This window comes from Streptomyces sp. NBC_00086 (genome assembly GCF_026343255.1).
Classification (GTDB): Bacteria; Actinomycetota; Actinomycetes; order Streptomycetales; family Streptomycetaceae; genus Streptomyces.
The window spans coordinates 586,804-599,092 of the sequence record NZ_JAPELZ010000001.1; the positions used below are offsets into that span (position 1 = coordinate 586,804).

A 12,289-nucleotide genomic window follows, 5' to 3' on the forward strand; every position below is an offset into this window, starting at 1 on the left:
GGATCACAATCCGCAGATGGCAACGCCTCCGTACAGCAGCTGGATGCGGTACTTCTCACCGACCGCCAACCACCGCCGGCTCGGGCTGGTGTGCCTGGGCGTGGGCGTGCAGCAGGGCGTGCTGCCGGTGGTCGGCCCGCGCGCCCTCGACCACCACGTCGCGGTGGTGGTGTGCGCCGGCCGGGGCTGGTTCAGCCACGGTGGACGGGCCCCGCAGCCGGTGACGGCCCCGGCGCTGCTGTGGCTCGTGCCCGGGGTGGAACACCACTACGGCCCCGATCCGCAGACCGGCTGGGACGAGTGCTTCGTGGACTTCGCGGGCCACAGCGTGGAGGCGTACACCGACCTCGGCTACGTCACCCCCGACCGCCCGCTGGTACCGCTCAGCGGCACGGCCGGGGTGCGGCACGTGGTCGACGGGATCGTCCGGGCGGCCCGGCTCGGCGGCCCCCTGCTGGAAGTGGAGGCCGCCGCCGCCGTGCACGGGCTGCTCGTCGCGCTGCGCTACGCCCGGGCCGAGGTGTCACGGCACGGGGACACCGTGATGGACACCCTGGCCCGGGACGCGCTGCTGCCGATCTCGGTGGCCGAGCACGCCGCCCGGCTCGGGATGACCCTCCCCGAGCTGCGCGGCGCGGTGCGGGGCAGTACCGGGGAGGGGGTCAAGGAGTACCTCCTCGGCATCCGCCTGAGCCGGGCGAAGGAACTGCTGGCCCGCACCGACCTGCCGGTCGCCGGGGTCGCCCGGCGGGTCGGTTACGAGGACGCCGCCTACTTCAGCCGGCTGTTCAGCCGCCGGGTGGGCGTGGCGCCCGTCCGGTTCCGCCAACAGCAGTCGGTGCAGCAGCAGTCGCCGCGGTGGCTCCAGGAGCCACCGACGCCCGTCACGGCAGGTAGCCGATGTTGAGCTCCGCGACCGCCGCCCACGGATTGCCCGAAACCTCGCTCGTGGCCTTGAGCTTGACGTAGCGCGCGGTCCGCGCCGTGAAGGCGACGTCCTGCTGCGTGGTGGTGTTGGGATAGGTCCCGGAGGCGGCCGCGGTCCCCCAGGTGACCCCGTCCGTGGACGTGAGGACCTGGTAGTCGGCGATGCGTCCGTTGCTCTGCGTCTGGCGGGGCAGGTAGTGCAGGGCGGAGACGTTGTAGGAGGCGCCGAGGTCGAGGGTGATCTCGTGCGGCATCGCCGCGGTGGCCTGGTACCACTGGGTGTGCCAGATGGTGGCGCTGTCCCCGTCGAGCACGTTGGCCGCGGCGCCGTTCTCGCCGGCGGTCTCCTGGCTGTCGACGGCCTTGATGCTCATCTGCGTCTGCGGGACCAGGAGTTCACCACCGCCCCCGGTGCCCAGGTCGTCGATGGCGAGGTCGTCGAGGATGAAGTCGGCCTCGTTGTGGGAGCCTTCGCCGGTCACCTTCCGCACGCCGATCCAGGCGTCGGTGCCCGCGGTGAAGGTCTTGGTGAAGGTGGTGGGCGTACGGGCCTGGTTCAGCGCGGTGGCCGTCTCGGTGCTGCCGGAGCCGGTGATGAACTGGTAGTCCCCGCTGAAGCCGTTCTCGTAGCCGAAGGTGACCTTGTACGAGCGGCCGGGCGTCAGCCGCAGGGTCTGCGGGAGGGTGCGGTAGACCAGGCCCTGCCGCTCCTCGTGCGATTTGAGCGAGTTCTGCCCGCTGATCACGTCGTCGACCAGCTTCCCGCTCCAGCCGGCCTGGGTGTACGGGGCGTTGCGCTGGGCGATGTGGGTGCGCGGGTCGGTGGCCGCGCCGCCGGCTCCGCCGAAGGCGAAGGGGCCCCAGCCCGCGTCGACGTTCTCGAAGTCCTCCGTGAACCAGTGGCCGTTCAGCGGGGTGCGGGCCGAGCGGACGACCCGTACGTCGTCCAGGTAAACGGTGCCGGAGCCGGAAGCCGCGGACAGCTTGAGGGTGGCCGCCGACTGCCCCGCGGGGACGTCGAAGAGCACCTTCATGCGCTGCATCTTGGTGCCGTTCTTCTCGCTGCCGCCGAGGCTGTTGGTCAGCGTCGAGGAGTCGGCGTAGACGGAGGCGGCCGAGCCTCCGGCGGGGGTCACGGTGAGGGTGGCGGCGCGTCCGGCCGGGGTCGAGACCCAGACGGAGGCGGCGTAGGTGCCGGGGGTGAGCCCGGTGAGCTGCTGGGAGACGGCGGGCGCGGTGCTCGCGGCCATCGTGAGCTCGTTCTGCCCCTGGGCGTTGCGGGTGACGGCGGCGCCGGTCCCGGTGACGGACCAGGCGTTCAGGTTGCCGGAGAAGAAGGAGGGGTCCTTGACGGGGGCGCCCTGGCCCCAGTTCGGGTCGGCCTGGGCGGGGGCGGCGCCGTTGGTGACGACGTAGGCGGTCCTGGCGGCGGCGTTGATGGTGACCTGCCCGCCGGTGACGGCCAGGTCCCCGACCAACTGGCGTCCGGTGTCGGTCAGTTTGTACAGCTTGGGCGAGGACCAGCCCGCCGGCAGGGCCCAGGTGGTGGAGGCGGCCTTGTCGTTCCAGTGGTAGAGCTTGCCGTCGCGCGGGAGCAGGTAGGCGGAGCCGTCGAGGACGGTCCGGCCGGCGGTGGTGATCTTGCGGGTGTTCCCGGAGGTGGTGACGGTGGTGCCGTTGGCGAGGGTGACCGCGCCCGCGGTCCACTTCACGATCGGGGATTCCTGGAGGTACTTGGTCGGCAGGTTCGTCGCGAAGGTGGTGGTGAGGAAGGAGGTGAAGTCCCGCTTGCCCTGCCAGCCCTCGTAGGCGGTGATCTCCGCGCCGCCGAGCAGCGGGTTGGCGGCGATCCAGTCGTCCTTGGTGTGGTTGGCGATGAAGCGGGCGATGTTCGAGTTGATGCCCTTGAGGTCGGTGCCGCCGTAGTTGACGTCGGTGGCCCAGTGGTGCCAGAGGGACTGTCCGGTCATGGAGGCGGGGAACTCGGTGGCGAGCTGGTAGCCGAGGCCGCCGATCTCGCGTTCGAGCTTGCGCGAGAGGTAACCGTCGCCGTACCAGACGTCCACGTAAAGGAAGTCCAGGCCGGGGGCGGCCGCCTTGAGGTCCTGTAGCCGCTTGAGGCGCCCGCCGGACTGGCCGTCCTTGCGGGTGTCCACGTAGTACGACTGGTCGAGCCAGTCCCAGCCGAGCCCGCCGGTCTGGTGCGCCGGGTCGAAGGTGGCCGAGACCGGGTACTCCTCGGTGGCGTTGATGTGGACGCCGAAGTCGGCGTTGTAGGTGTGGCCGACGGTGGTGAGGGTGTTCAGGTCGGTGGCGCCGCCGAGCTTGGAGCCGATGTTCTTGTAGTCCATGTGGGCCGAGTCGTGGCCCTCGGAGGCGTACCCCTTGAGCAGGACGAACTGGCCGAGGCCGTCGGTGGCGAGGTTGACCCGCTTGGTCTCGTCGAGGGTTTCGGAGAAGGGGTGGGTGGCCGCGGAGGCGAAGTTGAAGGGGATGCGCTGCACGACCCGGTCGGCGGTCTGCTGCCAGCCCGTGGGCGCGGTCCAGATGTCGCGGTAGGCGACCGCCGCGTCCTGCCAGTCCACGGTGGAGTCGGCGTTGCGGTCGGCGGTGATCGCGACGCGGACGTAGGGCAACGGCTCGGTGTCGGTGTCGGCTGCGCCCGTGGCCCGGTAGAGCCAGGATCCGCTCCACAGGCCGGCCCGGCGGTAGGTGCCCTTGTCGGTGACCTGCTTGCTGATCCGGCCGTTCTCGTTGGCGGTGCCGCCGGAGGGGGCGTCGTAGTACGAGTTGGAGTCGATGGCCGCGGCCAGCTTGCCGGTGTTGGCCAAGCCGTACATCACGGTCGTGGCGGCGGCGTCCACCGGGGTGTTCGCGGTGACCGGGGTGAAGGTGTCCCCGGTGCCGGTGGTGGCGGTGTGCATCTTCGCGGTGGAGAGCGCGGCGCCGCTCTGGTTGCTGCGGACGCTGACGAGGTTGTGGTGGGGGATGGCGAAGCTGCGGACGCGCAGGGCGGCCGTGTCCTCGACCGCCGTGACCTTGAACTCCACCACCGAACCCGTCACCGAGAGCCGGGACCTGATGGTCACTCCGGAGAAGGCCAGCGCGTAGTCCACGCCCGAGGCGGAGGGGGTGGAGGTGACGGTGGGGGTGTAGGTGGTTCCGTTGACGACGATCGCGCCGATGGTGTCCTCGTTGCCGTTCAGCACGTCCCCGGTGGCGGTGCGGGTGTAGCTGATGACGCGGGGGAAGGCGCTGTCCACGCTCACGGACAGCTCGGGCGAGGTGATCGTCACGGGGCCGGCCGCCGCGGCGGGGGCGGCGGGCACGGCCACGACCAAGGTGGCCACGAGACCGGCCACCGCGGCTGCGGCCGGCCAGAGGGGGGTTCGCATCGGACCTCCGGGAGTCGGCGCTTCCTGGGCGGAAGACCGCACGCCGTGGAGGCAGGCGGTCCGCTCACTGACCTGACAGCCTGCGGACCGCGGCCCGGCAGGCCCATGGACAAAGCCGAACCCCGTCCTGGACTTCTGTGACGGGTGGGTCGGGTGGGCGCGGGGCCGGTGGGCGCACGCGTCACGACCGCACCCGGTCGGCCCCGGTTACACCGGCTACACCGGCTCGACGCCCTCCGCCCCCGCAGGAGTCGCGTACGAGGCCGCGGGCTCGACGCGCCGCATCCACAGCAGGGCGCCCGCCAGCAGCATCGCGCCTCCCGTCAGCCAGGGCAGCGGTCCCCGCGGCAGCACGCCGACGAGCAGGACGGTGAGCGCCCCGGTCAGTTGCATGGCCAGGGACTGGACCGACAGCGCCGTGGCCCGTCCCGCGCTCGGCACCCGGCGGTGCAGGAGCTCGTTCTGGCTCGGTCCCGCCGCGCCGAGGCCGAGGTACACCAGGCCGTAGCCGAGGATCGCGAGCCCCAGGGCGAACGGGCCCGCGGCCGCCGCGGTGGCGCCGAGCAGGAGCAGTCCGCTCGCGCCTGCGCCCAGCCCCAGCAGGACCGCGCGCTCGCCACTGCCCGCGAGCCGGGCGGTCAGGGGTGCGAGGTGGCTGCCGAGCCCCGAGCAGAGGAAGCCGGCGCAGGCGAGGACGGCGTAGAGCATGGCGCCGGACTCGGGCGCCCCGGTGAACGACGCGGCGCGGCCCGGTGTCAGCAGTTCGAGGGCGGCGAGGGCGCCGCCCGCGGCCGCCGCGCTGAGCAGCACCCGGCGGATCAGCGGGTCGCGGCCGCCCAGTCGTACGCCCTCGGCGACGGTGGCCGGTATGCCGTGGAGTACGGAGCGCAGGGTGCTCGGCGGGCGGGGCGGCTCGGGGAGCGCCGCCAGGACGTACAGCACGAAGGCCGTCACCACCACCGCGCCCAGCAGTGGGGGCGTGGAGAGCGGGAGCACCAGCCCGGAGGTCGCCCGGCTCAGGCCGGCGGCGAGCCCGTCGCCCCGGGCGAGCAGCCAGGGGAGCGCGCCCCCGAGCAGGGTGCCCGCCGCGAGCGCGGCCGAGATCGCGGAGCCACCGCGGGCCAGCCCGGTGCGCAGTTCGGCGTCGGGGCCGGAGTGGGCGTGGACCGTGTCCACGTACCAGGCCTCGGCGGGCCCGCTGGACAGTGCGCGTCCCGCGCCCATGAGGGCCATGCCGAGGGCGAGCACCCAGGGCGCGGTGCCCAGGCCCTGGAGGACGAAGGCCGTCAGGTTCAGCAGGCCGGCCGCGGCCAGCACGGCCCGGCGGCCGAGCACGTCGGAGAGTCCGCCCGTGGGCAGTTCCAGTACGGCGGCGGTCACGGAGTGCGCGACGAAGAACGCGGCGACGGCGGCCAGGGACATGCCGCGCTCGGTGAAGAGCAGGATCAGCGGGCTGACGGCCAGGCCCACGGGGAACCAGTAGAGGACGCAGGCGGTCACGTACCGGCGTCCCGCGGTGCGCGGGTCCAGCGGGCCGGTCACTGCGCGGCCCCGGCGGGCGCCCCGGCATCGAGCATGCGTATGAATTCTTCGTGGATCACCACGGGAGGCTAGAGCCTCCTCCCGGTGATCGCCAAGAGTGCTCGTACGGAACTTCCCCGCGGGCCCGGCCCGGCCGGAAAGGCGCTCCCTACGTGCCGGCCGGCACCAGGATGACCGCCGTCCCGTACGCGCACACCTCGGTGCCGAGGTCGGCCGCGTCGGTCACGTCGAAGCGCATCATCAGCACGGCGTTCGCACCGCGCGCCTTCGCCTGTTCGATGAGGCGGTCCATGGCCTGGTTGCGGGTCTCCACCAGGGTCTTGGTGAGGCCCTTCAGCTCGCCGCCGATCATCGATTTCAGGCCCGCGCCGATCTGGCTGCCCAGGTGGCGGGAGCGCACGGTGAGGCCGAAGACCTCCCCGATGACCTGCTCGACCCGGTAGCCGGGGACGTCGTTCGTCGTCACCACCATGACACCGGTCTGCTGCGCGCCGGGGCCGCCGCCGTAATCCTCGATACCCATGGCATCCACTCTGGCGGCGCCGCGCGGTGCCCGCATCCGGAGGAGGGAGCCGGGCCTCCGGCGCAGCCGGACGAAGCCCCGGCCGGCCCCGCACATTGGGCATATCGGGCTAAGTCACGGTGCGTCAGCCGGACCTCCCTGCCCCGCGTCGCCATAGTCATCGGTGGCAACCGCCTGGTTGCCGCCCCGTGCCGCGCGTCGCGGCCGGGAGGACGCTTTCTCGGAGGAGCCGGCTCATGCTGAAGCCCACCAGGACCATCCTCGCCCTCACCGCCGGAAGCCTGGTGCTCGGCCTGGTCGGGGCGGGCACGGCCGTCGCGGCCGACCACTCGGAGCCCCGCGGCCCGGTCCTGACCGCTCCCGTCAAGGACGCCGACGAGGAGGACGACGAGTACGGAGACCGCGATTACGTCCGCGGCGTCGTCATCTCGCGCGGCCCGCTGACCGTCCGCAGCAAGCCGACCACCCACTCCCACAAGGTGGGCCGGGTGCACCCGCACGAGAAGCTCTCCATCGAGTGCAAGGCCCGCGGCGAGCGGGTCGACGGAAACAACCTCTGGTACCTGCTGGAGCAGCGGGACGAGCAGGAGTCCACGGACGAGGACCGCAAGAACGCCATGACCCCGAAGTCGGCGAAGGCCGCCAAGGACCGCGACGACCACTGGGTCTCCGCCCGCTACGTCAAGAACCTGGGCAAGGTCCACTACTGCCGCCTCTAGGCACCGCCCCGCGGGGCCGTACGCGGCACGGCGCCGCCCCGCCCCGCACTAGGTACGCATCTCCGGGCGTACGGTGCGCGGTCCCACGCACCGCGCACCGTACGCCCGTACGCGCATCCGCAACTCCCGGTCCGCCGTGACCACCACGCACCCGCCGCGCTCCGCGCAGGCCGCCGCGAGCTCCACGATCCGGTCGTCGCCGCTGCCCGGCGCCTCGTCCACCCGTACGCCGGGCACCGACGCGACGCCCCGGGCCGCGCCTTCGACGACGAGGACGATCTCCTCGCCCTCGTCGCGCAGCGCCAGCCGGTCGCGCAGCCGCTCGGCGGCGCCGCGCCGGTCCCGCCACCAGCCGTCCGGAACGGACCCGACGACGTTGGCACCGTCCACGATCAATACGTTCGGCTCGTCCACCTCCCCAGTATGGCGAGCCGGCCGGCACGCGCCGCAGCCGGAAGTCGCCGTACTGGAAATCGCCGTACTAGAAGTCGCCGTAGTTGACCTGCCAGGTGGCCAGCCCCATGCGGCGCCAGATGGCAACCACCCGGTCGCGGTCGTCCAGGGAGACCCGGACCGCGTACCGGTCGCGCACGTGCGCGTTGAACAGCTCCGCCTTGACGATGTCGTCGCGGCGCGTGTCGCCCGCCGCCCGCATCCACAGCTCGTCGTACGGGACCTCGTGCTCGCGCAGCCAGGCCTCGGTCGGCTCCCGGTGCTCCTCGCCCCGCCCGGACAGCAGCACGATGGTGTCGCCGTCGGCCCGCCGGAAGGAGTCCAGCGCGTCGCGCACCGGCGCGTTCAGCGTGTCCAGGCCGCAGCGCGAGAAGTCGTACGGGTTGCGGTCGCCGGTCATCGCGAGCGTGCCGTCGATGTCGCACATCACCGCCGTGGGCAGCGCCGGGTCGGCGACGTACGGGGACACGTCCGGCTGGTCGTTGAGCCAGTCCGCGGTGAGCCGCCAGCCGCCCTTCTTGGCCTTCGCGTGCTTGTCCGCGAGTATCCGGATGATCTCCTCGCCGACCTGGCGCTCGCGCGCGGCGTCGCGCCGCAGGCACTCCTCCACGGGCACGTCGGTGAAGTCGTGCACCACGAAGGTGGCCCGTCCCGCGACGGCCGCCTTGAGCCGCTTGGGGATGTGCGAGGTCAGGTGGGTGTTGTCCACGACCACGTCGAAGCCGCCCTCGACGGCCGCGCCGACGGCCGCGTCCTGGATGTCCAGCACGGTCTGCTCGTGCTTGTACGAACGCCCGCGCTCGGGGTCCGGCACGTCGAGCATGGCCCGCAGGTCGTCGAGGTTGACGCGGCGCATCCGGCCGCCGGACTCCGCCTGGAGGACGCGCGCGGCGGTGGTCTTCCCGGAGGCCGGCAGACCCGTCATGACGTGGACCACCGGCAGCGCGGGAGCCACCGGGGACTCGGCCGGGGGCGCGGGGGTCTCGGTTTCGGGTACTTCGGACACGGGTTCAGTTCTCCTCGTCGTGCGTGAAGGGGTCGGACGCCTCGGGCCGCACCTGCCGCCAGGTGACCAACTCGGTCGTCCTGCCGTCGAGACGCTGGAACAGCGCACCGCGGATCCCGCTGTCGCGGATCGTCTTGGTGGCGCGCGCGAACGCGCCCCGGTCGCCGGCCAGGTGGGCCAGCGAGGCGTACGCCTCGTCGATGGCGCGCTCGCGGAGCGCGGCCTCGGCCTCCAGACGTTCGATCACCGAGCGTACCCAGTGGTCGAACTCGTCGGGCACCTGCTCCAGCAGTTCGTCGAGCGGCTTGCCGCCCGAGGCCTCGATTTCGGCGGCGGAGCAGTTGAGGCCCTGGGCGAGCTGCTTGAGGGGCAGGCCGGCGAACCGCTGGATGCCGTGGCCGCGCCAGATGTCCCGCTCGGTCACGCCGGTGAGCACCTTGTGGAGGCGTACGTACTCGGCGATCTTGGCCTTGGCGCGGACGCCCGAGGCGAAGCGCAGGACGAAGCCCTCCGCGTCGGTGCCGGTCGCGGCGGCGCCGCCCGGCAGGGTGCTGGACCCGGTCAGGGCGAGCAGCTCGTCCAGCGGCATGGCGGGCCACACGGTGACCACGGAGCCGATGCCCTCCCAGTGCGCGGCGGCTTCGGCGAGCGGCACCTCGGTGCCGTCCGCTCCGTACGCGGCGAGCAGGACCAGGTCGCGGCGGTCCCCGTAGTCCACGACGATGCGGTTCTGCGGGTACAGGATCTCCGCGAGGTAGGTGGTGCCGGGGACCAGTGCGGAGGTGTCCCGTCCGTCGAGGTGGCGCTGCGCCCAGACGGCCTGGGTGCTGGTGAAGGAACCCTTGGACGCGGCCCGCCACTTGCCCGCGTAGTGGAAGAGGACCCCGAGGCTGCCGTCGACCTTGTCGTACACCTCGAAGGGCTCGTCGGGCAGGGCCGGCGCGTACGGCCGGCCCGACTCGTGCTCGCCGACGTTGAAGAACTTGGGCAGCGGCAGCGCGACGATCTCGCCGGTGACGTCGTCGGCGACGAGTCCGCGGCAGATCGTGGTGACCTGGTTCCAGACCTGCTCGTACTGGGCGGTGCGGGTGTAGCTGTAGAGGGACAGCGGCAGCTGGGGGTGGACCTTGCGGGCCACGTATCCGGCGTCGATGGCCTCGGTCAGCGCCTGCGCGGGCATCAGGTCGTGCAGAGTCAGGCGGTCCTGGCTCATGGGGTTCCTCCCGGTTCGAGATGCCTCATTCTCGGGTGCGGGAGGCCCTGGCCGAAACCGAATATCGGCTCGTCAGCGCGGGTCTCAGTGCTGTGACCGGGAGGGTTTGCCGGGGCGCGGCGTCCGGTGCGGTGCATCGCAAGGCGGAGGGCCGGGGCTCGTACCGGACGTACCTGCCCGGTCCGACAACGCGGCGAGGCGCCGTGCTGGGCGTCGCGACCCGGTGAACCTTTCCGGCCACACCGCTAAGACCCGTGCGGGCCCGCGCCGCCCACCCGGTTGATGTCGCGGGGGCGCAGGATCCGCTGGGTGCCTGCGACGCCGGGACCGGCTTCGGCGACGGCGATCATGGCGCGGCCGATCGCCCGGGTCGTGGTCACGAGGTGGGGAGCGAAGCGCCGCAGGACCGGGAAGAGCGGAGCGGTGACGGCGTACCCGGCGCGGTAGAGCGGGGTCTTGGAGGGAATGCCGCGGTCCGGCTGCACGATCCCCGGCCGGAACATGTACGCCTCAAAGGGGAGCTTCAGCAGGTCGTTCTCGGTCTTCCCCTTGACCCGGGCCCACATGGAGCGGCCGCTCTCGGTGCTGTCGGTGCCCTCGCCGGAGACGTAGGCGAAGGTCAGCCCCGGGTTGGCGGCGGCGAGGGGGCGGGCGGCGGCGAGCGTCAGGTCGTAGGTGATCCGGCGGTACTCCTCCTCCTTCATGCGGAAGGAGGAGATGCCGAGGCAGAAGAAGCAGGCGTCGTACGAGGCCAGGTCCAGGCCGGGCTCCGACAGGTCGGTCGGATCGGCCCGGACGAGCTCGCGCAGCTTGGGGTGGGTGACGGCGAGCGGGCTGCGGCCGATGACGAGCACGCTTTCGACGGACTCGTCGAGCAGGCACTCGCGCAGCACGCCCCGGCCGATCATGCCGGTGGCACCGAAGAGGATGACGTTCACGGGTCCACCCTAGAGCGGGGTGGGAGCGGCGGGCGGCGGCCGCGCTGCGCCTGCCGGAGACTCACCGGGACTCACCGGGAATCACTCGGACGTCGCTTCTCATGGTCCGACGGCCGTTCAGACGGCACCCTGGGAAGCGACGTCTCAGTGGGAGACGCACAGCTCGTTGCCCTCGGGGTCGGCGAGGGTGGTCCAGGTGAAGGGGCCTTGGTTGCCTTCGTGCAGGTGCCGGGCGCCCTTGGCGAGGAGCCGCTCGACCAGGGCCCGCGGGTCGTCCTCGCCGGTGCGGACGTCGAGGTGCACCCGGTTCTTGACGGTCTTGGGCTCCTCGATGAACTGGAAGAGGACGCGGGGCGCCCGCTCGAAGCCCTCGGGGTGGCGGATCCCCTGGCCCGCCTTCCAGACGAGGACACCCCGGTGGGTGGTGGTGTCCTCCTCGGTCGCCCGCCCGGCGGCGATCATCTCGCGGATGAACTCCTCGTCGCTGGGCTCCACTTCCCATCCGAGGGCCTCGGCCCACCAGTCGGCGAGGGCGTGCGGTGCCTCGGAGTCCACGGTCACCTGAAACGTGTAGGCCATGCGGCGACCCTACCCGCGACGGCCCCTGGAACCCGGGCAGGAAGCGCGGCCGCCGGGTCGCTCCTCCGCGCGTGCGCCCGGCATCGCTAGCATTCCCGGGGACGAAGCCCCCTTCGCCCCTGCCCCCTTCCGGGCGCTCGGGCCCCCCTCCGCCCCGACGGCCCGCTCCACTTCCGGCGGCCTCGCCCCCGACGGCCTGCTGCCGGCCGTCGAGGAACGGCCCACGCGATGACCAGAGGTACCCCATGACCTCCACCCCACCCCGGCGACACGGGCTCCTGCGCCCGCTGGCCGCGCGGCTGTTCCCGCCGGAGGCGGCCGGCGCGGAGTCTCCCCACGGGGTGCTGCCGCCGCTGCTGATCGTCCTCACCTTCGTCAGCGGTGTGGTCGACGCGGTGAGCTACCTGGGCCTCGGGCACGTCTTCGTGGCCAATATGACCGGCAACGTGGTCTTCCTCGGCTTCGCGATCGCCGGGGACCGCTCCCTGTCCGCCCCGGACTCCCTGCTGGCCGTCGGCGCCTTCCTGGCCGGGGCCGCGGCCGCCGGACGGCTGCGGCGGACCACCGGGGCGGCCAGGATGTTCGCCCCGCTGGTGGCGGTACAGACCGTCCTGGTGGGCGGGGCGCTCGCCCTGACCGCGCTCGGCGCCGGGCCGCCGGGCGTCATCGCCCTGCTCGCCCTCGGCATGGGCCTGCAGAACGCCGTCGTGCACCGGCTCGCGATCCCCGATCTGACCACCACCGTCGTCACCAGGGCCCTGACCGGCCTGGCGGCCGATCCGTGGGGGCCGGGTCCGCTGCGCCGCCTCGTGACGGTCGCGGCCCTGCTGCTCGGGGCCCTCACCGGCGGCGTTCTGACACTCCGTCATGGTGCGGTGTGGGCAATGGTCTTGGCCGTCGCCCTACTGGCCTGCGTCACCCTCTCCCCGCGGTGGGACGGCACCGGGCGGTAGCCGCACGGAGTGGGGGCCGACTTCGTGACGCGCCGGCCCCA

11 protein-coding genes are annotated in these 12,289 nt (G+C 72.6%); 3 read left to right on the top strand and 8 right to left on the bottom strand.

Going from position 1 to position 12,289, the window contains the following annotated elements; genetic code table 11:
* Nucleotides 1-16: 16 nt before the first annotated feature.
* Nucleotides 17-907: an AraC family transcriptional regulator gene (locus tag OG276_RS02615; protein WP_266902288.1), complete on the top strand. Its 891-nt coding sequence runs from the start codon at nt 17-19 to the stop codon at nt 905-907.
* Here OG276_RS02615 and OG276_RS02620 read toward each other — a convergent pair.
* The 3 genes from OG276_RS02620 to OG276_RS02630 all read right to left on the bottom strand — a co-directional run bounded on the left by OG276_RS02620 (nt 885) and on the right by OG276_RS02630 (nt 6,387).
* Nucleotides 885-4,322 (bottom strand): endo-alpha-N-acetylgalactosaminidase family protein, encoded by a 3,438-nt coding sequence (locus OG276_RS02620; protein ID WP_266902290.1) that lies wholly within the window; start codon nt 4,320-4,322, stop codon nt 885-887. The genes OG276_RS02615 and OG276_RS02620 overlap by 23 nt on opposite strands.
* Nucleotides 4,323-4,538: 216 nt before the next feature.
* A complete protein-coding gene (locus OG276_RS02625; RefSeq protein WP_266902292.1) occupies nt 4,539-5,864 on the bottom strand; it encodes an MFS transporter in 1,326 nt (441 codons plus the stop codon).
* A gap of 148 nt (nt 5,865-6,012) precedes the next feature.
* Nucleotides 6,013-6,387 (bottom strand): YbjQ family protein, encoded by a 375-nt coding sequence (locus OG276_RS02630; RefSeq protein WP_266902294.1) that lies wholly within the window; start codon nt 6,385-6,387, stop codon nt 6,013-6,015.
* A gap of 236 nt (nt 6,388-6,623) precedes the next feature.
* Here OG276_RS02630 and OG276_RS02635 point away from each other — a divergent pair, with 236 nt between their 5' ends.
* A complete protein-coding gene (locus OG276_RS02635) occupies nt 6,624-7,106 on the top strand; it encodes a hypothetical protein (protein ID WP_266902296.1) in 483 nt (160 codons plus the stop codon).
* A 48-nt stretch (nt 7,107-7,154) separates the two neighbouring features.
* On the opposite strand, the gene OG276_RS02640 is transcribed toward OG276_RS02635, so the two are convergent.
* The 5 genes from OG276_RS02640 to OG276_RS02660 all read right to left on the bottom strand — a co-directional run bounded on the left by OG276_RS02640 (nt 7,155) and on the right by OG276_RS02660 (nt 11,295).
* Nucleotides 7,155-7,520 carry an NTP pyrophosphohydrolase gene (locus OG276_RS02640; protein WP_266902298.1) on the bottom strand — a complete coding sequence of 122 codons (366 nt, stop codon included), beginning with the start codon at nt 7,518-7,520 and terminating at the stop codon, nt 7,155-7,157.
* 67 nt (nt 7,521-7,587) lie between these two features.
* Nucleotides 7,588-8,565: an AAA family ATPase gene (locus OG276_RS02645; RefSeq protein WP_266902300.1), complete on the bottom strand. Its 978-nt coding sequence runs from the start codon at nt 8,563-8,565 to the stop codon at nt 7,588-7,590.
* A gap of 4 nt (nt 8,566-8,569) precedes the next feature.
* The gene (locus OG276_RS02650; RefSeq protein ID WP_266902302.1) at nt 8,570-9,778 is read right to left on the bottom strand and encodes an RNA ligase; all 1,209 of its coding nucleotides are present in this window, start codon (nt 9,776-9,778) and stop codon (nt 8,570-8,572) included.
* Between the two features lie 245 nt (nt 9,779-10,023).
* Entirely contained in the window at nt 10,024-10,716 is a 693-nt protein-coding gene (locus tag OG276_RS02655; RefSeq protein ID WP_266902304.1) for an epimerase, read from the bottom strand.
* Nucleotides 10,717-10,860: 144 nt separating this feature from the next.
* Nucleotides 10,861-11,295: a VOC family protein gene (locus tag OG276_RS02660; RefSeq protein WP_266902306.1), complete on the bottom strand. Its 435-nt coding sequence runs from the start codon at nt 11,293-11,295 to the stop codon at nt 10,861-10,863.
* A 245-nt stretch (nt 11,296-11,540) separates the two neighbouring features.
* Between OG276_RS02660 and OG276_RS02665 the strand changes: the two genes are divergently transcribed.
* Nucleotides 11,541-12,248, top strand: coding sequence for a YoaK family protein (locus OG276_RS02665; protein ID WP_266902308.1), 708 nt, complete (start codon nt 11,541-11,543; stop codon nt 12,246-12,248).
* The last annotated feature ends 41 nt before the right edge of the window (nt 12,249-12,289 follow it).